The organism is Gudongella sp. QWL-04, assembly GCF_058683975.1.
Genome location: NZ_CM178754.1, coordinates 1,694,455 through 1,720,202, shown reverse-complemented (window position 1 = coordinate 1,720,202; position 25,748 = coordinate 1,694,455). Strand labels below are relative to the sequence as shown.

Annotated in this window: 26 protein-coding genes; 23 read left to right on the top strand and 3 right to left on the bottom strand. The window is 41.6% G+C overall.

Annotation, left to right across the window (positions count from 1 at the left end; all coding sequences use genetic code 11):
* The first annotated feature begins 9 nt into the window (after positions 1–9).
* The 12 genes from AC4PHB_RS08565 (at position 10) to hgcB (ending at position 10,674) form a co-directional block, all read left to right on the top strand.
* Positions 10–453, top strand: a complete 444-nt coding sequence (locus AC4PHB_RS08565; protein ID WP_492136030.1) for a low molecular weight protein arginine phosphatase — start codon at positions 10–12, stop codon at positions 451–453.
* Between the two features lie 12 nt (positions 454–465).
* Positions 466–903, top strand: coding sequence for a ribose 5-phosphate isomerase B (gene rpiB / locus AC4PHB_RS08560; protein WP_492136029.1), 438 nt, complete (start codon positions 466–468; stop codon positions 901–903).
* A gap of 45 nt (positions 904–948) precedes the next feature.
* Positions 949–1,578: a uracil phosphoribosyltransferase gene (gene upp, locus AC4PHB_RS08555; RefSeq protein ID WP_492136028.1), complete on the top strand. Its 630-nt coding sequence runs from the start codon at positions 949–951 to the stop codon at positions 1,576–1,578.
* A gap of 125 nt (positions 1,579–1,703) precedes the next feature.
* On the top strand, positions 1,704–2,750 hold the full coding sequence (locus AC4PHB_RS08550; RefSeq protein ID WP_492136027.1) for a glycosyltransferase family 4 protein: 1,047 nt from the start codon (positions 1,704–1,706) through the stop codon (positions 2,748–2,750).
* Positions 2,747–3,865, top strand: coding sequence for a non-hydrolyzing UDP-N-acetylglucosamine 2-epimerase (gene wecB, locus AC4PHB_RS08545; RefSeq protein ID WP_492136026.1), 1,119 nt, complete (start codon positions 2,747–2,749; stop codon positions 3,863–3,865). Before AC4PHB_RS08550 ends, wecB begins: the two co-directional genes overlap by 4 nt.
* Before the next feature lie 50 nt (positions 3,866–3,915).
* Positions 3,916–5,094: an acetyl-CoA C-acetyltransferase gene (locus AC4PHB_RS08540; protein WP_492136025.1), complete on the top strand. Its 1,179-nt coding sequence runs from the start codon at positions 3,916–3,918 to the stop codon at positions 5,092–5,094.
* Between the two features lie 125 nt (positions 5,095–5,219).
* Positions 5,220–5,876, top strand: coding sequence for an acetate CoA-transferase subunit alpha (atoD, locus tag AC4PHB_RS08535; RefSeq protein WP_492136024.1), 657 nt, complete (start codon positions 5,220–5,222; stop codon positions 5,874–5,876).
* Entirely contained in the window at positions 5,876–6,535 is a 660-nt protein-coding gene (locus tag AC4PHB_RS08530; RefSeq protein ID WP_492136023.1) for a 3-oxoacid CoA-transferase subunit B, read from the top strand. Before atoD ends, AC4PHB_RS08530 begins: the two co-directional genes overlap by 1 nt.
* 167 nt (positions 6,536–6,702) lie before the next feature.
* Positions 6,703–7,959, top strand: coding sequence for a UDP-N-acetylglucosamine 1-carboxyvinyltransferase (murA, locus tag AC4PHB_RS08525; RefSeq protein ID WP_492136022.1), 1,257 nt, complete (start codon positions 6,703–6,705; stop codon positions 7,957–7,959).
* Positions 7,960–8,080: 121 nt separating this feature from the next.
* Positions 8,081–9,109: a rod shape-determining protein gene (locus AC4PHB_RS08520; RefSeq protein WP_492136021.1), complete on the top strand. Its 1,029-nt coding sequence runs from the start codon at positions 8,081–8,083 to the stop codon at positions 9,107–9,109.
* 86 nt (positions 9,110–9,195) lie between these two features.
* Positions 9,196–10,356 (top strand): mercury methylation corrinoid protein HgcA, encoded by a 1,161-nt coding sequence (gene hgcA / locus AC4PHB_RS08515; protein ID WP_492136020.1) that lies wholly within the window; start codon positions 9,196–9,198, stop codon positions 10,354–10,356.
* A gap of 9 nt (positions 10,357–10,365) precedes the next feature.
* Complete coding sequence (gene hgcB / locus AC4PHB_RS08510; protein WP_492136019.1) at positions 10,366–10,674, top strand: mercury methylation ferredoxin HgcB; 309 nt, start codon at positions 10,366–10,368, stop codon at positions 10,672–10,674.
* A gap of 58 nt (positions 10,675–10,732) precedes the next feature.
* Here hgcB and AC4PHB_RS08505 read toward each other — a convergent pair whose 3' ends face one another.
* Positions 10,733–13,546: a phosphodiester glycosidase family protein gene (locus tag AC4PHB_RS08505; RefSeq protein WP_492136018.1), complete on the bottom strand. Its 2,814-nt coding sequence runs from the start codon at positions 13,544–13,546 to the stop codon at positions 10,733–10,735.
* A gap of 193 nt (positions 13,547–13,739) precedes the next feature.
* Between AC4PHB_RS08505 and AC4PHB_RS08500 the strand changes: the two genes are divergently transcribed.
* From AC4PHB_RS08500 to AC4PHB_RS08450, 11 genes are all read left to right on the top strand, one after another.
* On the top strand, positions 13,740–14,324 hold the full coding sequence (locus tag AC4PHB_RS08500) for a nucleotidyltransferase family protein (RefSeq protein ID WP_492136017.1): 585 nt from the start codon (positions 13,740–13,742) through the stop codon (positions 14,322–14,324).
* A 1-nt stretch (position 14,325) separates the two neighbouring features.
* Entirely contained in the window at positions 14,326–16,461 is a 2,136-nt protein-coding gene (locus AC4PHB_RS08495; protein ID WP_492136016.1) for a xanthine dehydrogenase family protein molybdopterin-binding subunit, read from the top strand.
* Entirely contained in the window at positions 16,451–16,921 is a 471-nt protein-coding gene (locus AC4PHB_RS08490) for a (2Fe-2S)-binding protein (protein WP_492136015.1), read from the top strand. The genes AC4PHB_RS08495 and AC4PHB_RS08490 overlap by 11 nt, the downstream gene beginning before the upstream one ends.
* The gene (locus tag AC4PHB_RS08485; RefSeq protein ID WP_492136014.1) at positions 16,915–17,763 is read left to right on the top strand and encodes an FAD binding domain-containing protein; all 849 of its coding nucleotides are present in this window, start codon (positions 16,915–16,917) and stop codon (positions 17,761–17,763) included. Before AC4PHB_RS08490 ends, AC4PHB_RS08485 begins: the two co-directional genes overlap by 7 nt.
* Entirely contained in the window at positions 17,760–18,374 is a 615-nt protein-coding gene (locus tag AC4PHB_RS08480; RefSeq protein ID WP_492136013.1) for a hypothetical protein, read from the top strand. The genes AC4PHB_RS08485 and AC4PHB_RS08480 overlap by 4 nt, the downstream gene beginning before the upstream one ends.
* Positions 18,375–18,387: 13 nt before the next feature.
* On the top strand, positions 18,388–18,873 hold the full coding sequence (locus AC4PHB_RS08475) for a nucleoside-triphosphatase (RefSeq protein ID WP_492136012.1): 486 nt from the start codon (positions 18,388–18,390) through the stop codon (positions 18,871–18,873).
* 102 nt (positions 18,874–18,975) lie between these two features.
* Positions 18,976–20,145 (top strand): AfsR/SARP family transcriptional regulator, encoded by a 1,170-nt coding sequence (locus AC4PHB_RS08470; RefSeq protein ID WP_492136011.1) that lies wholly within the window; start codon positions 18,976–18,978, stop codon positions 20,143–20,145.
* Positions 20,146–20,326: 181 nt separating this feature from the next.
* A complete protein-coding gene (locus tag AC4PHB_RS08465) occupies positions 20,327–21,532 on the top strand; it encodes a hypothetical protein (protein ID WP_492136010.1) in 1,206 nt (401 codons plus the stop codon).
* A complete protein-coding gene (locus tag AC4PHB_RS08460; RefSeq protein ID WP_492136009.1) occupies positions 21,529–22,059 on the top strand; it encodes a signal peptidase I in 531 nt (176 codons plus the stop codon). The genes AC4PHB_RS08465 and AC4PHB_RS08460 overlap by 4 nt, the downstream gene beginning before the upstream one ends.
* A 15-nt stretch (positions 22,060–22,074) precedes the next feature.
* Entirely contained in the window at positions 22,075–22,581 is a 507-nt protein-coding gene (locus AC4PHB_RS08455) for a hypothetical protein (RefSeq protein ID WP_492136008.1), read from the top strand.
* Positions 22,582–22,673: 92 nt separating this feature from the next.
* The gene (locus AC4PHB_RS08450; protein ID WP_492136007.1) at positions 22,674–23,288 is read left to right on the top strand and encodes a TasA family protein; all 615 of its coding nucleotides are present in this window, start codon (positions 22,674–22,676) and stop codon (positions 23,286–23,288) included.
* A 111-nt stretch (positions 23,289–23,399) separates the two neighbouring features.
* Here the strand turns inward: AC4PHB_RS08450 and AC4PHB_RS08445 are convergent, their stop codons facing one another.
* Positions 23,400–23,900 carry a SixA phosphatase family protein gene (locus tag AC4PHB_RS08445; protein WP_492136006.1) on the bottom strand — a complete coding sequence of 167 codons (501 nt, stop codon included), beginning with the start codon at positions 23,898–23,900 and terminating at the stop codon, positions 23,400–23,402.
* Between the two features lie 78 nt (positions 23,901–23,978).
* Complete coding sequence (locus tag AC4PHB_RS08440; RefSeq protein ID WP_492136005.1) at positions 23,979–25,739, bottom strand: M3 family metallopeptidase; 1,761 nt, start codon at positions 25,737–25,739, stop codon at positions 23,979–23,981.
* Positions 25,740–25,748: the final 9 nt, after the last annotated feature.

The window sequence follows — 25,748 nt, the reverse complement described above, 5'->3', positions numbered from 1 at the left end:
GAGGTCCCTATGAAAGTATTGTTCGTATGCACCGGTAACACTTGCAGAAGCCCAATGGCAGAGGCATTGCTAAGAACGAAGGCGGAGGCTCTCGGTCTACCTATCGAAGTAAGATCTGCAGGAATATTTGCCTTTGATGGAGACAGGGCTAGCAGAGGAGCCATTGAAGCAATGAAGAGTATAAAAAGCCTTGGAAGTCACAGGGCAAGCACGCTTGATCTGGAGCTGATGAGGTGGGCAGATTTGGTCCTTGTAATGACTCAATCCCAGTTATTCAGGATATTAGAGATCTACCCGGAATCGAATGATAAGGTATATCTTCTTAAATCCTTCGCTCTGGACCAGGATATCGACATAGAGGATCCTTATGGAGGGCCCGTTTCATTATATAAAAAAGTAAGAGATGAATTGAACGAAGCAATAGATTCAGTTATATACAAAATCAAGGGATGAGGAGGAATAGAAGTGAGGATAGGCATAGGAAGTGACCACGGAGGCTTTGATCTTAAGGAAGAACTAAAGAAGTTTATGGAAGAGAGAGAAATCGAGGTAGTCGACTACGGGACATATTCCAAGGATTCAGTAGATTACCCTGATTATGGAAAGCTTGTAGCTGAGGCTGTGGCAGCAGGCGAGGTCGACAGAGCCGTAGTTATTTGTGGAACAGGAATAGGGATCTCCATATCTGCAAATAAGGTTAAGGGTATCAGGTGCGCACTTTGCGGAGACACCTATTCTGCCAGGATGAGCAGAGAGCACAATAATGCAAATATGCTGGCATTGGGAGGAAGAGTCCTTGGAATCGGCCTAGCAACTGAGATTCTAATAGCATGGCTCGATGGTAAGTTCCAGGGTGGAAGACATCAGCTTCGAGTAGATAAAATTGGTGAAATTGAAGCCTGATTTGTGGTATAATATCTAGGATAAAATTTTGAGGGGAGCGATATGATGTCTAAGGTAGTCGTAATGGATCACCCATTGATCAAGCATAAAATCACAATGATAAGAGATAAAAATACTGGCTCGAAGGATTTCAGGGAGCTTGTAACGGAGATATCTACTCTAATGGCCTATGAAGTCACAAGGGATTTTCCACTGACAGACGTTGAAATAGAAACTCCAATAACAAAGATGATGTCACCAGTGATAGCTGGAAAGAAGGTAGGCTTGGTTCCTATTCTTAGAGCCGGATTGGGAATGGTTGATGGAATGCTGAATCTCATACCAGCTGCCAAGGTCGGACATATCGGACTTTATAGAGACCCTGAAACGCTTAAGCCTGTGGAATATTACTGCAAGCTTCCCATGGATATCAACGAAAGAGATCTGATACTTCTCGATCCAATGCTAGCTACCGGAGGATCAGCCATAGCTGCGATAGAGTTCCTTAAGAAAAGCGGAGCACAAAGCATAAAGCTCGTGTGCCTTATTGCAGCACCGGAGGGTATCAAGGCCGTCCAGGATGCAGCACCGGATGTTGATATCTACCTGGGAGCGATAGATGAGAAATTAAATGACCATGCCTATATAGTACCAGGTCTTGGTGATGCAGGAGACAGATTGTTTGGCACAAAATAGAAACAAGGGCAGTTTCAGCTGCCTTTTTGTGCTTTTTGAATGCATATAGTATAGTCAAAAGTTTGACATAGCCCAATTTCTTGGATAGAATCTAATATAATAGTATACAGGGAGAATTCAGCACAATGGAAATACTAACCAAGCCTTTTTTGGTATCGGCATTGATCTCACTTGCCGTTACTCCTATAATTATACATTTAGCTCCAAAAATCGGAGCTATGGACATCCCTAAGGATGAGAGGAGAGTCCATTCCAAGCCTATGCCGTTGATCGGCGGCGTGGCAATGTACCTTGCCGTAATGATTTCTATGCTGTTGTTCCTTCCAGGCTCGAGAGAGCTCTATGGAATAATGGCGGGTGGAACCATTATTTTTATTGCTGGTCTAAAGGACGATATGAAGGGCATGAGTCCCATGGAGAAGCTAATATTTCAGATAGCTGCAGCAGTTGCAGCTATATGGGGCGGAGTCCAGATAGATTTCGTGACCAATCCTTTGTCATGGGGAGGTACAGTTATTCCCTTAAGCTGGATCGGAGTACCCGTAACGTTGTTCTGGATAGTAGGAATAACGAACACTCTAAACCTTATTGACGGACTGGATGGCCTGGCAGGTGGAGTTGCTTTTATTTCAGCATTATCCTTCACTGCTGTTGCCATTAAGCTGGGAGTACCTCAAATTGGTGTTCTGGCAGTTATGGTAGCTGGTGCCTGTATAGGTTTTTTGCCATACAATTTCAACCCTGCAAAAATATTTATGGGGGACACCGGAGCTTTATTTTTAGGATTTATGCTCGCCGTAATCTCAATAGAGGGAGTTATGAAGAGCGTTGCTACGATAGCCATGCTTGTGCCCATAATAATCTTGGGGGTGCCCATATTCGACACAACCTTTGCCATATTCAGAAGAATTTTAAGTGGTCGCTCGATAATGTCTGCAGACAAAAACCACCTGCACCACAGGCTTCTTAAGAGAGGCTTTTCACAAAAGAAAACGGTTTTGATACTTTATGGGATATCAGGTATATTTGGGGTTTTTTCTGTGCTTGTATCCAGGGTAAACAGCAGACAGGCATTTTACATGTCAGCGATCCTCTTTGTGGTGACAATCATTTATGCCATTAAATTCGGGCTTTTTACTACGGCCAAAGACAGCAAGGAGGACGAGGAATGAAGGTAATGACAGTATTTGGAACAAGACCTGAAGGAGTCAAGATGGCTCCAATAATAAAGGAACTGGAAAAGAGAGAGGGCATCGAGCAGATAGTCTGTATAACAGCTCAGCATAGAGAGATGCTTGACCAGGTAACCGAGCTTTTCGGAATTGAACCACATTATGACCTTAATATATTCAGGCCGGGTCAAACCCTGACTGACATAACTGTAAACTCCCTGAAGGGGCTTGAGGATGTAATAAGAAAGGAAAACCCTGACGTTCTTCTGGTTCAGGGTGATACAACTACAGTATTTGCCGGAGCTCTCGCTGCCTTCTATCAGAAGATAAGGATAGGGCATGTTGAAGCAGGATTGAGAAGCGGAAACCTATATTCTCCATACCCTGAGGAAGCAAACCGAAAGCTTGTGGGAGTTCTTACAGACTTTCACTTCGCACCAACTGAGGCAAACAGAGATAACCTTCTTCGAGAAGGTTATCCTGATGACAAAATATATATAACCGGAAACACTGTGATCGATGCTCTGAAATATTCCGTGAAAGAGGAGTATTCTTTTAAAGACGACAGACTCAACAGTCTAGATTTTAAAAACAAGAAGGTCATACTTCTTACAAGTCACAGAAGAGAGAATCTTGGGGAGCCAATGGAAAACGTATTTAAGGCCGTAAGAGACGCGATAAAAATGGTCCCTGAAGCTGTAGTAGTTTTCCCTGTCCATCTTAATCCAAAGGTAAGGGAAATTGCAAACAGGATACTTGGAGACAACCCGGCCGTATATTTAACTGAGCCAATGGATTATGAACCATTCACCAACCTTATGGCAAGATGCTACATGGCTGTTACAGACTCCGGAGGTCTTCAGGAGGAAGCACCGGCGCTGGGAAAGCCAGTGCTTGTAATTAGAGAAGAAACTGAAAGACCTGAAGGGATTGATGCCGGGACGGCAAGACTTGTCGGGACATCCTACGAAAATGTGCAAACAAACCTTCTCCAGCTGTTAACTGACGCAGAAGCCTATTCTCAAATGGCTCATGCCGTCAATCCTTATGGAGATGGAAATGCCTCAAAAAGAATCGTTGATATTTTAACAGATACTTTTGGGGGTAGAATATAAGATAGTTGGTAATAGCAAATAATATAGATAATTTAAGGGAGGTAGCAAAGATGAAGCAGGCAGTAATAGTAAGTGCAGTAAGAACACCAGTGGGAAGCTACGGTGGAGCATTCAAGGACGTAAGCGCAGTAGCGCTTGGAACGACAGCAGTAAAGGCAGCCATGGAAAGAATAAACCTGGACCCTAAAATGGTAGACGAAGTCATCTACGGAAACGTCCTCCAGGCAGGCCTGGGACAAAACGTAGCAAGACAAGTAGCAATACACGCAGGTATCCCCGACTATGTAACCTCATACACAATAAACAAGGTATGCGGCTCAGGACTAAAGACAGTAGCCCTTGCAGCACAGGCAATAAAAGCAGGAGACGCAGAGATAATAGTAGCAGGCGGAACAGAAAACATGAGCCAGGCACCATATCTACTACCCAACAATAGATGGGGACAAAGAATGGGCAACGGCCAGGTAATAGACTACATGGTAGCAGACGGCCTAACAGACATATTCAACAACTACCACATGGGGATAACAGCAGAAAACATAGTAGAAAAATACGGCTTAACAAGAGAAGAACAAGACACACTTTCATACAACTCACAAATAAGAGCAGAAAAAGCAATAAAAGAAGGCCGCTTCAAGGAAGAGATAGTACCAGTAATAATCCCCCAAAGAAAGGGAGACCCAGTAATAGTAGACACAGACGAATATCCAAAATTCGGCACAACAATGGAGACCCTCGGCAAGCTAAAGCCAGCGTTCAAAAAAGACGGAACAGTAACGGCAGGGAACGCATCAGGTATAAACGACGGAGCAGCAGCCATAATAGTAATGAGCAAAGAAAAAGCACAAGAGCTGGGCCTGAAGATACTTGCAGAAATAACAAGCTACGCATCAGGCGGAGTAGACCCTGCAATAATGGGAACAGGCCCAATACCGGCAAGCACAAAAGCCCTTGAAAAAGCAGGGATAAAAATAGAAGACATAGACCTTGTAGAAGCAAACGAAGCCTTCGCAGCACAAGCGCTCTCAGTAGCAAAAGACCTAAACTTCGACATGGAAAAAGTAAACGTAAACGGGGGAGCCATAGCAATAGGCCACCCAATAGGAGCAAGTGGAGCAAGGATCCTAGTGACCCTCCTTCACGAAATGGAAAAGAGAGACGCCAAAAACGGCCTTGCAACCCTATGCATCGGAGGCGGACAAGGAATAGCGATGGTAGTGAAAAGATAGTCAATAAGTAAAAGTGAATAGTGAATAACGAAAAACGAAAAACTATTCACTGTTCACTATTCACTGTTCACTTGACAACCAACCAACCAACTAGTATCAACATTTGAAAGCGAGGGAAAGAAAAAATGCACAAACAAATAACAATGGAGCAGGCAGTCGACATGGTAAAAGACGGCATGACCATAATGGTCGGCGGCTTTCTAGGCTGCGGCAATCCCCATAGGATAATAGACAAGCTTGTAGAAAAAGGAGTAAAAGATCTTACACTGATCTGCAACGACACCTCCTTCCCGGAATTCGGAGTAGGTAAAATGGTAGTAAACAAACAATTCAAAAAGATAATAGCATCCCATGTAGGAACAAACCCAGAAACAGGAAGACAAATGAACGAAAAAGAAACAGAAGTCATCCTCGTACCCCAAGGCACCCTTGCAGAGCAGGTAAGAGCAGGAGGAGCAGGGCTAGGAGGAATACTCACCCCAACAGGAGTAGGCACAGTAGTAGAAGAAGGCAAACAAAAGATAGAATTAGACGGAATAGAATACCTTCTAGAAAGACCACTAAAAGCGGACATAGCAATAATAGCAGCTCAAACAGCAGACAAATTCGGCAACCTCGAATACTTCGGTGCAACAAGAAACTTCAACCACCTCATGGCCTCAGCAGCAGAGATAGTAATAGCAGAAGTAGAAGAAATAGTAGAGGTAGGAGAACTAGATCCAAACCACGTAGTCACCCCAGGCATATTCGTAACACACCTTGTAAACGGAGGTGCAAACTAATGGATAAAAACATGATAAAAGAATTCATAGCAAAAAGAGTAGCAAAGATGCTAAAAGACGGAGACGTAGTAAACTTAGGGATAGGCATGCCGACCCTAGTAGCAAACTACCTTCCTGAAGGAGCCAACATATTCCTCCAGTCAGAAAACGGGTTCATAGGAGTAGGTCCGGCACCAGAGCAAGGCAAAGAAAACACGAACATAGTAAATGCAGGAGGCCAATGCGTAACCATCCTTCCCGGAGGAGTATTCTTCGACTCAGCCACCTCATTTGGAATAATAAGAGGAGGCCATGTAGACATGACAGTCCTTGGAGCCCTCCAGGTAGACGAGAAAGGAAACCTAGCCAACTGGATGATCCCAGGTAAAATGGTCCCAGGCATGGGAGGAGCAATGGACCTTGTAACAGGAGCAAAGAAAGTAACTATAGCAATGGAGCACACCGCAAAGGGAGCCCACAAGATACTCAAAGAGTGCACTCTTCCTCTAACGGCAGCACATCAGGTAGACTATATAGTAACAGAGATGGGCTTTATGGAGGTTACAAAGGAAGGCATAGTCCTAAGAGAGATCAATCCGGAATTCACAGTAGAAGAGGTACAGGCAGCCACAGAGGCGACCCTTATCATCCCGGAAGATATGAAGCAGATGGAAGTGTAGTATAGCATAAACTAAGCATCCCTGAAATACGGGGTGCTTTTTTGTTAATGCAAAAACTATTTAATAATGTTATAATGATAAAGTTAGAACTATGTCGACAGATACTTGGTATTGACTTATACGGCCCAGAGCCTTAATTTAACGTATATGATTTAGGGGGAGATATTTTGGATAGGATCATGGTTGAGAAGAGCCCTCCATTAAGAGGAAATGTGAGGATAAGCGGTGCAAAAAACGCTGCGCTTCCCATACTTGCCGCATCACTGTTAGGTACAGAAGATATAATACTTGAGGACGTTCCAAAGCTCAAGGACGTTGAAATAATGTGCGAGGTATTGACTTCGCTTGGAAGCAAGGTGGATTACTTAGGAGATGGTGTAATAAGGATAAACTCAGCCGGTATAAACAATTATGAGACCAGCTATGAGCTTATGAGCAAAATGAGGGCCTCATTCCTTGTAATGGGTCCATTGCTGACAAGAATGGGTAAAACCAAGAATTCAATGCCCGGCGGCTGTGCAATAGGCACAAGACCCATAGACCTACATCTTAAAGGCTTTAAGGCACTGGGTGCAACTATCGATATAGATCATGGGAATATTGGAGCTTATACAGAAAAGCTGATAGGAGATAAGATATACCTGGATTTCCCATCAGTAGGAGCAACCGAAAACATTATGATGGCTGCAACCATGGCAGATGGAGAGACGATAATCGACAACGCCGCAATGGAACCTGAAATAGTCGACCTTTCAAACTTCCTTAACAAGCTTGGTGCTGATATAAAGGGAGCGGGAACCTCAACCATCAGAATAAAAGGCGTGAAGAAACTGGGTGGTGCAAGACATTCCATTATCCCTGACAGGATAGAAGCCGGCACCTTTATGGTAGCTGCTGCTATAACAGGCGGTGACGTCGTCATTGAAAACGTTATTAACAGCCATGTGAAGCCAATCATAGCAAAGCTTAAGGAAGCAGGATGCACTGTTGAGGAAGGTATCGACAGCATAAGAGTCATAGGTAATAATGAACTTAAAGCAATAGACATAAAAACACTTCCATATCCTGGTTTCCCTACAGACATGCAGGCTCAATTCATGGCTTTGATGACTATTCTAAAAGGAACCAGCGTAGTAATAGAAACTGTATTTGAAAACAGGTTCATGCATGTGGACGAGCTAAAGAAAATGGGAGCAGATATTAAAATAGATGACAGGTCAGCCATAATAAATGGAATTAAACAGCTTAAAGGTGCAGTCGTAAAGACATCAGACCTTCGAGCCGGAGCAGCACTTGTTCTCGCCGGTCTTGTAGCAGACGGTATCACTGAGATAGAAAATGTCTATCACATTGACAGAGGGTACGACGGGATAGAAGCAAAATTCACTGGCCTTGGTGCCGTCATTTACAGAAAGAACGGCTAAATAGGATAGAATAAGCATTTTGATGATTTGGTCTTGATAATGACAAAAAGATTAAGTATAGTAATTGTTAGGACCTTTATTTTACATACTTGAAGAAAAAATCCGGCAAAGGAGGATATGCATGAGCGCTTTGAGAGCAGACGTAGGTATAGATCTTGGTACAGCCAGCGTACTGGTATACATCAAGGGAAAGGGCATCGTTTTGAAGGAGCCATCCGTCGTTGCAATAGACCAATATACAAATAAATTTCTCGCAGTGGGAGAGGAAGCTAGAAAGATGCTGGGAAGAACTCCTGGTAACATTGTCGCGGTAAGACCCTTAAAGGATGGCGTAATCTCTGACTACAGCATCACTGAAAGGATGCTGAAATACTTCATTCAGAAAGCCCTCGGAAGGATGTGGCTCAAGCCTCGAATTATAATATGCGTTCCCAGCGGGATAACTGAAGTAGAAAAGAGAGCTGTAATGGAAGCAAGCAACGAAGCAGGCGCCAGCAAAACCTACCTTATAGAAGAGCCTATTGCAGCAGCTATTGGTGCCGGACTTGATATAACCTTGCCAAACGGGAATATGATAGTAGATATTGGTGGGGGAACCTCAGACGTTGCTGTTATATCACTTGGAGGAATAGTTGTAAGCAAATCCATAAAAACTGCCGGAGATGAATGCGACGAAGCTATAATTAGATATATCAGGAAGAAATACAATATGATGATAGGTGAAAGATCTGCTGAATCATTAAAGGTCGAAATCGGTTGTGCGTATCCATTTGAGGAAGAAAAGTTTATGGAGATAAAGGGAAGAAATCTTCTTACAGGTTTGCCGATAACTGTAACTGTTTCATCAAACGATATGCTGGAGGCACTTGCTGAGCCGGTCAACGAGATCCTTGAAGCTGTACATGAGGTCCTTGAAAAAACCCCACCTGAGCTGTCTTCAGATATAAGCAATGTTGGGATCTATCTTACAGGCGGCGGTGCCATGCTCAATGGTCTCGATAAGCTCATAGAAGAGAAGACTGGTATTCCCACACGGCTTGCTGACAATGCTGTTGAATGTGTAGCAATAGGAACTGGAAAATCCCTTGACTCACTTGCATATCTTGAAAAAAGCATGAAAGACAGCGAGAGATCAAAATTCAATAGATAAATAGAATGTTTGAACAATGACCGCACTGGTGTTTACTATAGGACCTGTGCGGTTTTTTGATTAATTTAGCTGGAAGAGGAGATAAGATGGAAATTACTAATAACAAACAATGCTGAGTCATTGAAGAGAAGAAATCCTCCAGTCTGGAGGAAAAGCTGAAAGAAAAAATAAGACAAAAAGAAACTCCTTATAGTGATGAAAGGATTAGACATATTACTATTGGGGATATTGATACTGCTTCCGGGAGGGTACCGATTCTTTCCAACGAGATATATCCTTTCGATAAACACTGGGAACTATTGATGCGACTTGGTATTGGAAGAGATGACTATACAGTACCAGTTGGAGTTTATGCAATCGGAAAACCGGATAAAAGATCCCCGGTCTTGATTTCAGGCAACTACAAGCTTACCCTTGATAAGCTCAGGGGAAGTTTATCAGGAGTTGATACCTGGCTTTTGGTTTTAGACACAAAGGGCGTGAATGTCTGGTGTGCAGCCGGCAAAGGAACCTTTTCCACTGAAGAGTTGATTTTTAGGATCAAGAAACACAAGATAAGCAGTTTGGTTGACCACAAAACTGTTATTCTTCCACAGCTCTCAGCGCCTGGAGTAAGCGCATGGCAGGTTACGAAATACACTGGATTTAAAGTTGAGTTTGGGCCAGTTCGTTCAGAGGATATTATAAACTATATTGAAAATGGGAATGTTGCCTCTGATGCCATGAGAAAAGTAGATTTTGGTCTTTATGATAGAATGGAAGTAGCACTTGTTGAGGCAGTTTCAGCTATAAGGTATTTGGTACCAATATTTATTCTATTTGTGTTAACCAGATTGATACAAGGTAATATGAGCATATTGGGAGTCCTCTTGAGCTCCATTAAAAGTGCAGCTTCCTATTTAATAGCAATCCTAATTGGAACGCTAGTGTTTCCGGCTGCTCTGCCTAAACTTCCTTTCACGATGTTCTCGGCAAAAGCTGCGATACTTGGCCTTATTTGGTCATTTATCCTGGTTGCATTTCCTGAGCAATTTGGTTTCTCAAGAGATATGTTTACTGCGGCTTCAAATATTCTGTTATCTACATCTGTGATATGTTATTTGGGCTTAAATTTCACCGGAAGTACGACCTTTACATCTTTATCTGGAGTGAAGAAGGAAACTATGAGAGCTTTACCCGTGATAGGCTCCGCTTTTATTTTGGGATTAGCTATGATTATAGTAAGTGCATTGATAGTAAGGATCTGAGGTGTAAAAATGGGATATATCAAGGATATAGCTAAAATTAAATTGGACCGGCAAAAATGTACGGGTTGCGGTATGTGTAAAATCGTGTGCCCACAGGATGTTTTCGATATAAATGATTTGAAAGCAGACTTAGCAAGGAGAAACAACTGCATAGAGTGCGGTGCTTGTGATATCAATTGCCCGGTAAATGCTATAGACGTAGAGGCGGGGGTAGGATGTGCAAATGCATTGATCAATACCTGGATATCTGAGAGCAAGATATTCGCTTTCATCCGAAAATCCATGAGAGATGAAGATAAAAGCTCGAACTGCTGCTAGTAGACCAGGAACAATAAGGCTCCTTTAGAGGATATTTCTCTTAAGGAGCCTTTGGTTTTTATTTAGAAAGCTTGAAAGGACTTACTACTTGGTAGTTGGAATTTCTACCATCGATAGAAAGCTCGAAGTAAGAATAGCCAGATAGCTCATATGGAGTTGAAGCCTTTGTGCCTGTCAGCTCAATATATCTTACTCCATCCCGAAGTTGAGAAATATTTTTAGAACCTGATTGGACCACAAACACATTTCTTCCAGACTCCGATACCTCAACCAATAGTTTGTGAAGAAGAGAAGCCTCCATTGTATCGCTAAAGCTTGTAACTGACCTGTTAATAACAAGTATTAGATTTCTTTCTCCACTATTAAATTCCTTCATAAGCCTTGTCCATTGACTGCTGTCCTGCGCTCTGATACCCTCCGAACTTGCCTGGAGTGTTATGACTGTAAGCTCCCCCTCCTTATGGATCCCATACACAGCTCCTCCTGACAATACTCTATTGTGAGATATTGATGACTTGAAGCCTTGGCTCATATTCCCCAGCTGCACTCCGACATTCGCACCGTTAAGTCTTTGTATAAGGCCAGTAAGTCTTGAAGAGGATACGATCTTTGAGAACAAAGTGTTTCCTACGATGGATGGCTCTGAATAAACCGCTAATCTGTATCCTCCCTGGATTGTTTTCTCAAGTGGATCCTGTACCTTGGTACTTATTATTTCAACAGAGTCATCAAATGGAGTTGGCGTATGCACAGTAAGTGCATCGATCAAAATTCTGCCTACAGTAAGCTTCTGTTCATTGACCTCTGCAACATATACTCTCTGAAGGCTGACAGGGTAAGTCACTCCATCAGGAACAGAGGCCTCCAGTTGCTTCCAGCCTTTATGATCTATTGCCTTAGAAAAATCGATCACATGACTTTTGCCTGCCGAATCCAGAAGAGTTCCCCTTAACCAGGTCCCGGAGGAATCTCCATTTACTATTAGGCCTATCCTGACGGGAGACCCCGGAAGAGCAATTCCCTTTGCAGTATTTAAAAAGTCCACATAAGCTGCTCGTGTTCCCTCACCTTTTGAAAAATCGTAAATAAGCTCGATGCTGGATTTTCCATCTACAGCATCTGTTGAGGGTACAGCTGAGCCAAGCACAGCAGCGGGGTAACCAGAAAATCTGTAATTAATACCTTCTTCAAAGGATGCTACTTCCATAGATTGCGACCCTACTGATACTTTTATTGTCTTGACAGCATCACCAGATTTCAGTATTAATGATCCTGCACCTACATTTCTTGCAGCATAAAATACGCCATCCTTAAACTCGCCTATATTCCCTTTTACAGATACTGATACATTGGAATAGGACAATTCACCTGAATAACCTGATTTATCTATCCCTATCAGTTTCCCAAGATTCCTGGACCCGCCGGCAGCGACGTTAAAACTATCGACGGTGGTTGATATCTCGACTACGCTGGACAGTACTCTAATTTCTCCTTCGCCAGTGACACCCTGATAGGTAGCTGTAAGCTTTGCTATACCCGAACTTTCGGCGAAAAAAGAGCCATTATTTACCCTTCCAACATCTCCTGAGACCCTCCATCTTATATCTGAGGGGTTTGTCGCTATCAGGTTATGATATTGATCATAAATCTTTACGGTCAGGGCACTCGATTCTCCAATGAAAACACTCGATTTTACAGAAGAGATTTCTAGCCTGTCAGCCTTTCCTACTGGAGCTGAACTGAATACACCAACTCCATTTACGACAAGTCTCTGTGTTCCTTCGCTCGGCTTATTCACTACAGTGGCCTTAGCTTCCCCACTGGGCTTAACGACCATTGTGGTGGAGCCTCCGCCGTCAAGGTTTACTCCATTCCAGGCTCCCATATCCTTTAGGATCGCTCCGAACATTTCCTGAGAGACGCCTTTGAAGGAGCTGTCACGCCCATCGATAGTCACAAGTATGATCTCTTCGCTATCCTTACTTATCCCGATGCCGGTTCTTGGATGATTTCCTGATACGACAACATCAGTATTAGTAGCTTGTCCATCCTTTAGAATTATACCGCCTGCACCGATTGCAAACTGGAGATTTCTCAAATCGGGTGTAATACTTATATCCAGCTGCACTCTGTCCCCTGGTTGGAAGTCATTTACCCATGAGCTCCTAGATGCTATAACGAAAGCATTTTCATCTGCAGGGATATCAAATGCTGCTCCACCTGTCCTTTTATCTACAACAATATCATTTACCACTAGAAACTCTGTCAAATCCTGGTGGAATCTATTGCCGATGGACTTCGTACCCCAGTTGGAGTTAAACATCATTATAGTATCAAAGTTCGTTGAAACCTTATTTATGGTAGTAACAGGCAATTGGTAACCGGATCGCCAGTTGGTAAGAGTGATTTTAGTTGTAAAGTAGTCAACAAATGCTTCATCATCCTCAAGATAGAATACAGGGAGATGATTTGGAGAGGAAAGGATCCTTCCATTATCAACAAGAGCACCTAGAGAGTTAGGGATAGGTTGGAAATTATAAAAGTCGCCATTTATTCCGGCAATCGCATTTTTTTTCTCAACCATTCCGCCTATGCTGTCTCTTGACGATAGTCCGGATGGATTAAACAAGCTGCCAACGCTGGTATACTTGTCGGTCAGATCTACCCTCAATACGTTGATATTCCACCACCCACTGGCCGTGAATCTTTGATAGTTTTCGTGAACAACTCCCGGTGATACTGGAGTCTTATTTACCGTCTCGTATATCTTCTCAGGTAGTTGGATATTTGCAGCCTCAGATAAGGAGGCAGGACTTAGCCATATAATTGCGGCTATCAGCATAATCAAGACCGTTGTTTTTCTTATTTTCATATCGTTCCCCTTTCTTATGTCCGTAGTTATGACCATTATATAATGAAGGGTGGTCAAAGGGGTTACAATAACATTACGAATGTATTACAAGCGCACAGCACTCCCTTGCAATGAATTAAAGCGATAAAATCGGGTAAAAAATTGTTAAGAAATTCCAATGATCTCTATTGTCTAATTTAGGAAGGGACCCAATATGATTGTTGATGCGGTAATTTTAGCTGCCGGACTGTCCTCAAGGACATATCCGGAAAATAAGCTTATGCTGAGAATCGGCGGAAAAGCATTGATTGAAATGACAATAGAAAGTCTTGAAGATATGTGCGATAACATTTTTATTGTCACTGGCCCCAAAGCAGAGGATTTCACAAGCCTCCTAAGATTGTTTGATAAAGTGGAGATCGTAAACAATCCTGATTATAAGAAAGGGATGTTCTCATCCATCAGGGCTGGCTTGAGATCTGCAAAAGGCGAAAAGATATTTATTATTCCAGGAGACTGTCCTGTGATAGACAAGAGCACCCCAAAGCTTATGCTTTCATTGTCGGAAAGCATTGTGATTCCAACATTCAATGGGCAAAAGGGGCACCCGGTGTTTATCGATCGAGGCGAAGCAGACAGGATATTACTTGATACGGTCCACCATTCACTCAGAGAGTATATCTCTGAGCGACCTTTCACTGAGATCCCTGTGAGAGATCCAGGTATACTGTGGGATATCGATACTATTTTAGAATATGAGCAAATAAAAGGTTTCCTAAGTAAAGGAGGCAGGTGGTAATGTGATTGGCTTTAAGGAATCTTTAAAAAGACAGGATTTTAATGATAAAATAACCGGCAAGGCATTATTCACATCTGATTTAAGACCAGATGAACTCTATTACTGTAAGGTATACAGATCGGAAAAGCAAAGAGCCAAAATCCTGAGTATCTCTTATCCAGACCTTCAGGATGAGATATTTATCGTTGACTATCATGACATTCCAGGCACAAATAGGGTGCCTATAGTCTATAACGATCAGCCTTTTCTGGCAGAAGGCGAGGTAAACTACATAGGAGAGCCGATATTGCTGATCGTTGGAAGGGATAAGAACAATATTCAGGATACATTTGAGAAAATCATAGTTGAGTATGAAGATATTGAACCGGTTGATACAATTGAGGAAGCGCACGCCGATCCAGATAAGTACCATTTTGCAGATGGTCTAAACTCCATATCGTACTCCTACACCAAGGGAGATCCAGACAAGTACTTTGAACCTCCTTTTCGAATATTTGAGGATACACTTTCTACAGGCTACCAGGAGCATGCTTACCTGGAAACACAGGCTTTTCAAGCATGCTACAGGGATGGTGCTATAGAGTTAAGAGGCTCTATGCAGTGCCCATACTATGTAGTGGAGGCCCTCAAAGTCTCTCTGGGCTTAAGTGAAGAGAAAATAAGGGTCATTCAACAGCCAACAGGAGGAGGCTTTGGCGGTAAGGAGGATTACCCTTCTATTCCTGCGGTACTAAGTGCCTTGGCAGCCATGAAATCAGGCAAACCCGTACAGCTTATATACGACAGAAAGGAAGATATAGTAGCAAGCACGAAAAGACATCCATCGATCATAACCATAAGAAGCAGCCTTGATGATAATAACAAGATCAGAGCAATGGATATCAAGGTTAAGCTGGATGGAGGTGCCTATGCCGGGCTTTCGAGCGTTGTGCTTCAACGGACTATCTTCTCTGCAACAGGAGCATATAATATCGAGAATCTGAGGGTCCATGGGGCAGCTTATGCCACAAACAAAGTAGTAAGCAGTGCATTCAGAGGCTTTGGAGGTCCTCAGGCAATGTTTGCTATTGAGATGCATATGGAGAACATTGCCCTGAAGCTGGGGATCGATCCTTACGATTTTAAAATAGAACATTTGCTTAATGATGGGGATTTATCTGCCACACAAGGGAAGTATCCAAGCAAGATAAAGCTGCATGAGCTGGCAGAAGAGATAAATGAAATGTCAGGCTATAAAGAAAAACGGAGTGTTGATAAAACTATTGGCAGGTACTCTAAGGGAATTGGATTTTCAATATTTTTCCATGGTTGCGGATTCACCGGAGCAGGCGAAGCTGAGCTTCTGAAGCCAAAGGTCAGGTTAAAAAAGAACAAATCTGGTGAGGTTGAAATATTTGTATCAAGCACTGAAATTGGTCAGGGGGTTTTGACCACTTTGAGAAGGATAGTGTCTGAAGAGCTTGGGATCCCGTTTGAAATGGTTAAAAATTCATACCCGGACACCAAACACTGCCCGGATTCAGGGCCAACTGTTGCATCAAGGACAATACTTATAGTTGGGAAGATGCTTCAGGATTGCGCAAAGGATATGAAGGCGCGCTGGGGAGAAGAGGAGTTTGAAATATTAAGAGCCTATGAGTATCCTAAGGAGCTTTCCTGGGACAACGACAGATTCATTGGGAATGCATACCCCGAAAGTTCTTGGGGTGCAAATGTTGTTGAGCTTCAGGTGGATAAAATAACAAATGAGGTGGAGATAGAGAATGTATGGGCAGTATACGACATAGGTACGCCAATTGATCCAAGAATAGTTCAGGGACAAATCGAGGGCGGAATAGCTCAAGGACTTGGATTCTCACTAATGGAGAACTTTGAGGTAGTAAATGGGGAGCCTATGCAAAAATCATTTACAACATATATCATACCCTCCTCCAGGGATTTTCCTAGGCCGCATATAATACTGATCGATAATCCAAGAGTGAACGGACCATTTGGTGCAAGCGGCCTTGGGGAGGTACCGTTAGTTGGCGTTGCTCCTGCTGTTGCAAGTGCACTTCAGAACGCAATAAAAAAATCTATCGACAGGGTTCCTGTGAATCCGGAGTATTTAAAGGAGCTGATGAGAGATGAAAATTGATTTTATATTGAATGGAGAAGTGATATCTGTCGACGTTGATCCAACAAGGAGACTACTAGACATACTAAGGGATGACCTGATGCTCACAGGAACAAAGGAAGGTTGCGGCGAGGGCGAATGCGGATCCTGTTCAGTACTGGTAAATGGAGAACTGGTAAACTCCTGCCTTGTGTCTGCAATGACTATAATCGGCAAAGACGTACTTACAATAGAGGGCTTCAGCACTCAAAGGAGGTTCGAGGCGATCAAGGTCGGCTTTGAAAATGCAGGAAGCGTCCAGTGTGGCTTCTGTACTCCCGGAATGGTACTGGCAGCTGAAGCTTTATTAAGAAGGAATCCGCATCCATCCTTAGAAGAGGCACTCGAAGCCATCGAGGGAAATTTATGCAGGTGTACAGGCTATAGCATGATAGCAGACGGGATACTTGAGGCATCCAAGGCAGGTGAAGGGCTATGGTGAAGACATACATTCCAGACAGCCTTAGAGAAGCTTTATGTGTAAGGAAAGAGACCTCAGCTATACCTTATGCTGGAGGGACCGACCTTATGGTAAAGAATAAGTCCTGGGGAGGTGCTCTTCCAAAGTATTCAAGAGATATACTATATATCGGAGATTTGGATGAGCTTAAGGAAATAATTATCGTCCAGGGTAAAATAACCATTGGAGCTGCTACAAAGCTTTCTTCAATCATCAACAGCTCATGGATACCGGACTACATAAGACAGCCCTTAAGAAGTATCGGTTCTCCGGCCATCAGAAACCTGGGATCAATAGGAGGCAATATCTGCAATGCTTCTCCAGCGGGGGACATCCTCCCTTGCTTATATGCCCTCGATGCTGGATTAGAGCTCTCTTCGATTGATGGGAAAAGGGTAATACCTATTTCTGAATTTATAATAGGTCCTGGTAAAACTATTCTAAAGGAGGATGAGCTATTAACGAAAATAATAATTCCAGTAAATAGCTTCACGAATTGGAGGTTTGAAAAGACTGGTTCAAGAAAAGCCAATGCAATAGCCAAGCTATCAGTGTTCATTGCTTCAAGGCTCCGAGATGGATCAATAGAGGACATAAGAATAGCCTTCGGAGCACTCGGGCCAATAGTTGTAAGATCATATGAAACTGAAAAAAGGCTTATTGGAGTAGACCTATCAAAGGATTCTGGACTTCTGGATGAGGTTATTGAGATGTACAGCATTGCAATAAGTCCAATATCAGATATTAGATCAACAAGAAATTATAGACGATCGACAGCAGTAGGATTATTAAAAGAGATGCTTCAAAAGGAGCTGATCCTATGAAAAATAAATTTTTTTCAGTATTATTTTGGGGAGCGATGTGGGGCATTGGTGAAGCTACTATAGGAAACCTGATTCACCTGGGATCGATTGCATTACCGGGACTTCCAGGATTTGTAATGTTTCCTGTCGCCTTCTATTTCATGCGCAAAGTATATCTTGAGACGAAGGAACCTAAGGCAGTATTTTACGCATCTGCAATAGCTGCAGCAATAAAACTTATCGATTTTCTGGTCCCAGGCTACATGGCTATCAGGATAATAAATCCTGCGCTGTCGATCCTCCTTGAAGGTCTTGCAGTTGCATTGGTTTTTGCTTACTGTGAACGGAATGAAAGAGTATTTGGGTTTCTCGAAGGATTTTCTGCCGGAATTTCATGGAGATGTCTCTGGCTTATGTACATGTTTATAATATCATTGTTTGAGCTCCCTGCAGCACTTATAACAGACGGGATCATAGTAAGCCTTAGATTTCTAATGGTAGAAAGTTTTGTGAATGCCATCCTGATATTTTTCACTGTGAGGGCAATAAAGCCAAAGGAAATTAGCTATAGACCTCCGGTATTACCGTATGCTGCTTTAGCAGTAGCTGTAATGCTGAATGTGTTTATTTAACGAGGGTGAGCCTATGGTTAAGGTTAAAATAGTTTCAGGAGACTACAACAGCGGAAAAACCAATAGACTGATTGAGATATACAAAAGCCAAGAAAAGGGTACAGCTGGAGGATTTGCCTGTATAAAGGATTTTTCAGAAACAGCGGAGTTTATAGGATACTCTCTTAAATGGCTATCATCAGGAGTGACTTTTCCACTTGCAGTTCTTAAGGAATACTCCCAAAGGCTCAGTGGGAAATACCTTGAGGTTGATAGATTCCTGTTTTCTGAAGATGCCTTCCATAAAGCATCAGTGATGCTAAATAGCTTGCTGCTAAATCCGGATATCAGGACTGTTTTCATTGATGAGATAGGTGTATTAGAGATTAATGGCCAGGGTTATTCAGATATTTTTACAAAAGCTTTGCAATCAGATAAAAATATTTATGCGGTCATCAATAAAAAAAATATTGAGAAAATTGCCAGAGCCTACAATGTCAAAAAATACGAAATAATTTAATAGAAGGTCTCTTAAATCTGAAGCTTTAGGGCTTCAGATTTGATTTGTGAAAAGTTTAGCCTTAATTTAAGTGGGTAAACAAACTCCGCAGAGGTGTTTTTTATGATCGATGTCTACACTTTTGGGGAATTCGACATCAAGGTAGACGGAAAATCAGTTTTATCAGCCATAGGTAGTCAGTACAGAGTACTTAAGCTTTTTAAATATCTACTTACCTTACAAGGAAAGAAACTTTTACCTGAAAATATCATAGATGATTTATGGCAAGATATTGACTACAAGGATCCAGTCAAAGCCCTAAGAACACAAATATCAAGAGTAAGAAGTCTATTCAATCTGGAAGGTTATGTTTCTGTACCCTTTTTTACTATAAATTTTATAGATGGTTATTACATATTTGAGTTGGAAGGTGACTGTAATGTAGACTTTATCTGTCTTCTGAAATGCCTTGAAAATAACCATTTGTTAAATGGAGAAAACCTCGAAGCTTGCAAAAGGGTCATGGAGATATACAAGGGAGTGTATCTTCGTGAGCTGGGAGACGAAGGCTGGATAGTCCCTATAAGAAGCAAATATGAAAGACTATATGTTGGCAGCGTTTCAAGGTATCTGCAGTACCTTAAAGATGAAAGCAGGTATGTTGACATACTGGCAACCAGTGAAGTTGCAATGGGATACAAGCCTTATGAGGAATTTTTCCACATCGCTTTTATGGAAGCTCTTACAAAACTGGGTCAATGGGAGTATGCTCTGGAGCATTACAGCTATTGTACAGGTAAGATTTACAGGGAGTTGGGGGAATCACCCAGCAACAATATGAAGGACGTCTACAGGAGAATAAAATGCAATCATACGGGGGAAAGCCTGGTAGATTGTGACTGCCTTGATTTTGAGTCAGAAAAAGCCCAGGATGAAGGAATGATGCTTTGTGAGAAAAGTGATTTCCTGTCATTATGTTCTTTTGAAGCAAGACTCAAAGAGAGAGCTCATAACAATGCTTACTTGGGAGTTCTCACAATAAGAAAGAGCGGTCTTCAAAACAATCACAACGAGGACATAAGATCAGGTATGCAATCGCTTCAAAGCTTCATGAAAAAAGATCTTAGGAAAGGCGACGTACTATCTCAATGGAATGAAAGGCAGTTACTGGTGCTTTTCCACAGTCTTTCAGAGAGTGATATAGACACAGTTTTAGGAAGGATAAGGAATTCCTTCGACAAAGCAGTAAATGGAAATTATCTAGATTTAAACATTAAGTTAAAAAAAATATAGCAGTTGAAATTTCTAGAAAATCCCTTGGATAAAAGCTTCCAAGGGATTTTCTGTATTTTGGATCATTGTGTAATCGATAAGTAACCCATTTGAATCCAGCATGTAGCACCTTCAGGTATATATTGTATGGAAGTAGAAATTACAAAGAGGTTACAAAATGCTTCCACGGGGGGGTGGTTGTATGATGAGATCCAAGTATTTAATAATAAGACTGATCCTTGGCATTTCTATGGTGCTTCCACAGGTATCAACAGTACATGGAGAAGAGATCGAGGTAAATCCGATAATTATCGATGATCAAGCCCTACTGCCAATAGAGCCAGAGTTGCTACCGGAACCAGAGCAGCCTCCGGAGTCTGAGCTGCCACCTGAGCTCGAGCCGATACCCGAGCCCGAGTATATTGTTCCTGAGCCTGTAATTATATATAGAAATCTCGGATTATATGCAGAAGCAGAACCACTTGAAGAATATTGGACTAATGGGGATATATTGAGATACGAAGTCCGTCTGTCAAATGATGGAACTGAGACATTAAGTAGCGTTGAAGTGCAGGATGATCTGGGCTTAAGCGATAATATAGGTTCACTGCAGCCAGGTGAGAGTATTACTCTGGATGGAGCATATAAAATTGATGACTACAATAGAGATGAGATCATTGGGAACTCAATAGATATAAGTGCTGACTTTGAGGGTGAACATATAAGCCTAAATATTGATTTTAGCGTAGATGTAAAAATACCTAAGGGCTCGATAACGATCATAAATAATTCTGTTGAGCTTGTAGGAAGCAATGAAGAATTTGACTTTATTATAGATGGGCCAATGGGATCAAGCTACTCAATGTCACTTATGCCTGGAGAGTCAGGAACTTTAGAGGGCCTTTTTATTGGAGATTATAGGATATTCACCATTGCGCCTATGTACTATAAGGCAAGTAGTGGGAGTGATTTGGTTGAGCTTACTTTGGAGGATCTTGACGGGAAAGTCCAGATTGAATGCAGTAAATTAACCGAAGCATGGTTTTCAAGTTCGAGAACAGGTGTTGTCAGTGGCAATATTATATCCTCAAATGATGTAGAAACTGAAGTCGATAGCTATTCTTATTTTAACAACAGGTCAGACAGCGCATATATTGAGCTTGAACCAACCATATTAATACCTGAGCCAATAATGGTCATACCAGAAATTATTGTCCCTGTTGAATCTCTGCCTATAGTCGAGGAACCGATAGCATTGGAACCGATAATTGAAGAAACAATAATTGGATCTGAGGCTGTTTCTGTTGATCCAGAAGAATCTTGCTTCAGCCCAGCTACAACTAAGACAGATCCTCCTGAGGAGTTAGAGATTCTTGATGCTCCGATTGAAACGGAGGTATCGTTATGAAAGCTGACTCTTCAGGAAATACCATAAAGCTTTTGTCCGCCATTCTGTTTTGGCTATTTATGATTGTGATAGGTATCCTTATCCTGATGGTTGTACAATCCAGATTTACTGGAGAAGAGCCGTCACTGCTTGGGCATAGACTATATATTGTAGAAAGTGGAAGTATGGAACCTACAATAATGATGAGCTCAGCGATTATCATAAAGGAGATCCCTGTAGATGAAATAAGGATTGGGGACGTGATCACGTATGCATCTGATGATAGCTCTCCAAGGGTGACCCATAGGGTCGTTCGTATAGTAGGTGAAAGGAAGGCATTTATTACTAAGGGTGATCAGAATAATGCTGAGGATATGAGTCCTGTGAGACCTGAAATGGTTATTGGAAGGGTTTTGTTCTCTATACCGATACTTGGCTATATTCTCAAGTTTTTGTCAAGCATACCTGGAATAGTATTCATGGTATCTATGGCAGCAATTGCAATCGTCGCTCCGAAACTAATTCGGAAAGAGCCTAAAAAGGCATAGAGAAGGAGGAAACATATGAAAAAAAATATTGGGATAATAGCATTGTTAATCTTCTCTGTTGCACTTATTGCCGGAAAATCACAAGCTTGGTTTTCATCTGCTGCTGAAAGCTCACAGGATCTTACAATGACTTCTATTGAGCTTAACCTAATCCAGAATGAACTTGAGGAGCTTCGAGTTGAAAACATCGGGAAGGGGCTGGCTTACGTAAGAGTAAGGCTTGTTCCTCAATGGAGCGACAGAAATCTTTCAATATCGAATGTCGAAGTGAATGTAGAATCTGAAGATTGGGAATTTACAGCTGATGGATACTATTATTTCAGGTATTATCTTACAGAAGGCCAAAAAACAAGCGACTTGATTGAAAGTATAGAGATTTCAAATATGGGTCCAGAGTATGAGGGAGCGTTCCTAATGATAAAAGCAACTGCAGAGGGTGTTCTTGTATCGAATGAAAGCTGGAAGGACGTCTGGGGAATGGAGGAACTACCATTTGAACCGGATCGGTCGTGGACCCAATGATAAACCAAATTAATATCGGATCGGATTAAAAATCATAAGGGCAAGTAATGAATCTGGTAACAAGGGGATGTAATTGAGAAGGGGGAAGAACGGTGAAAAAGCGTACATTGATGATCGGCTCAGTGATTCTGCTTGTAGTCCTACTTATTGGTGGCGGCACATTTGCATGGTTCACCTATACAACTAAACCAATAGTAAATAATTTTCAGGCAGGTACATTGAAATATAAAGTAATTGAATGCTTTGATGAAAGTAAGGCAAAAAATGTAAACCCAGGTGACTGCTTCGACAAGTGGGTTTGGTTCTGGAATACTGGTACAAAGAAAATTTATGTAAGAGTAAAACTAACCCCAGAGTTTGAAGGGGGACTCCCTGTAGCTGGAGTTGTAGATTATCAGGTTCCATCGATTTGGAAATTCAAAGATGGATATTACTATTATCCATACCCGATCCTTCCAGGATTTGGTATCAAGATGCTTGATAAGGTATGCTTCAGCGGACCTAACATGACCAATATCTATCAGGGTAAGCTATTTACTTTAACAGTAATGTCTGAGGCAATTCAAACTACAAACGGTGCACCAGATGCATTGTGGGGCTTCGATCCAGCTACACTTCTTAGCAAGGCTGTGGGAGAGATCGACCTAAGCACAGATGTTATGCCAACAGCTCCTGAAGGATTGGAATTAATTGAAATTGGTGAGTAATAATTAGCCCTTGTGATTTAATTAAACCGATTATTGAGAAAAATCAAGCTGCTTAGAGATAAGGTAAACTTATCACTAAGCAGCTTAGTATTGGATCAATTCAATTAATTACTACTTATCGTTGATTTTTACAAATTCACGAGTTTGAAGGTACCACAACAGCTCAGCTTTCGTTTCGCCAAGTTCCTCATCAGGGAACTTGAAGCAAGCTGCCGTTCCCTTTTTGAAACGCAGGAAGGTTCCCGAAATCTCCTGGCTCCACAACGAAAGGTATGGCTGCTGTCCAACAACTATTGCAGCCTCACCAGGTTCTATTTCTTTAAGAAGACCTCTAAGTCTGCTTACTCCACTTCCGGTACCAAGAAATTCCAGATAAGTCGGTTCCTCCAGTTCCAATTCCAATGAAAGCATTTCAGCCGTTTCCTTAGCTCTTAGAGTAGGGCTTGAAAAAATCCTTATATCATCGTAGGTCTCTATCATAGTCCTAAATCCCGAAACACTTTTTTTCAACAGATTTTTACCTCTTGTGGAAAGAGATCTCAAGTCATCCTCTTCTACAGACTCCTTATCCTCTGCAATTCCATGTCTATAAAGTATTAAATACTTGCTCATAGCTAAATCCCCCTTAAGTATTTTTGTTCTTATCTGCAATATTACCCAATTTCGAAAGAAAAATCCTGAGTTTCTAAGTTACACTATAAATAGTTCATCAAAAACCCTGAAATCTCTTTGAATTTCATTAAAAGCTCTATCCCAGAATTCGTTCTGCGATAGAGAAAACCCTGATTTTTCGAGAATCTCTTCGATTGATCCCGAGCATGAATTCCTCAGTAAGCTATTATATCTCTCAATAAAACTCTCGGGGTCATTTTTATAAAATCCATACAATCCCTTTGAGAGCAGAAGCCCAAAAGAATAAGGAAAGTTATAGTAATGAAAATCAGGTATATAATAATGTACCTTAGGGATCCACATATAAGGATGGAGGCAACTCCTGTCAATGGATTCTCCATAAGCTTCAATTTGGGACTCAACCATTAACTCGCATATTTCTTCGGATGAAAGTTCACGATCCTTTCTCAGCTCCATAAATTTATCCTCGAATAGAAATCGACTATACATTTCAACTATTTTATGTACATTATCAATCGTGCCTGAGTCTATTAAGACAGCTCGGTCTTTATCCACTACAGATTTACTAAGACTCTCCTGAAATATGATTTCACTAAATATTGATGCAGTCTCGCAGAGTGGTGTTGGTGGGTCTCTGAAGATAAATGGATAATCATCAAGAAGCCGTGAGTGGTAAGCATGTCCAAGCTCGTGAGCCATTACCCTGATATCTGATATCGTTCCTCCAAAGTTAAGATGGATCCTGTTCTCAGAAATCAGTGCAACATCTGCACAAAGTGCCCCTCCTGCTTTTCCTTTTCTAGGCAAAAAGTCTACCCACTGACTGTGGATTGCTTTTTCATAAAAGCAACCCATTTTATTATCAAACTGTTTAAATGAGTCAATCAGTAACTTGGAAGACTCTTCTGGGGAGAATAAAGACCCTTTATTAGTAAGAGGTGCAGAAAGCTCATACCAGGGAAGCCCATTATTATAACCAAGAATAGTTGACCTTTTCTTTATGTGAGCCTGAAACATTGGCAGGTACTCTCTCGTCTTTTCAATCATTACATCGAGGGTGTTGCGGCTCATCTTGTTTATCCCAAGCATCCATTCCAGGATAGAGTCGTGACCTCTAAGCTTAGTTGTAACAATACCTTCACCTTTAATTGAATTGATACATGCAGCCATAGGTTTTTCTAAAGACATGCAAAGCCTTATTTCATCCTCGTATGCTTTCCTTCTTATTCTTTTATCTTCATTCGAAGATAATGAACGAAGCACAGTCAGAGTATGTGATTCTACTTCACCAAATACATCACTTGTTATAGTTGCTGATGCTTCCAAATTATCCCTCAACCTCTGCCATGCTTTGCTGCCAGTAGTTTGAAGTTGAATTATAATAGCTTCAGTCTCTACGGAAGCATACAAACTGTTAGATCTTAATATTTCAGCTATATAACCTTTGTACTTCAAGAGTTCTTTATGATTTTCAATATAATCAGGTAAATTATCAATACTGGCGATCATTTTTCTTATTTTGGCATTTATTATTCCTAACTTTGCAGAAAGGTTGTTAGACATAGAATGTATATTGTTTCCGCTAAGGTCCTCACTATTAGATAGAATTTTTAAATTAACATAGGTAGAAATTCGATTAAAATAAAGTGACGCTCTCTCAAATTCCTCTAATATATCGTTTATACTTGAGCTTTCAAAGCTCTGAGCTGCTGACAACCTTAAGCTGGCTGAGTGAATGAGTTGCTCACACCTATGAATATCACTAAATAAGTTAGGGTCTTCATACGATAAGTATATATTTGAAAGATTCCATTCCAACTTGTCCTC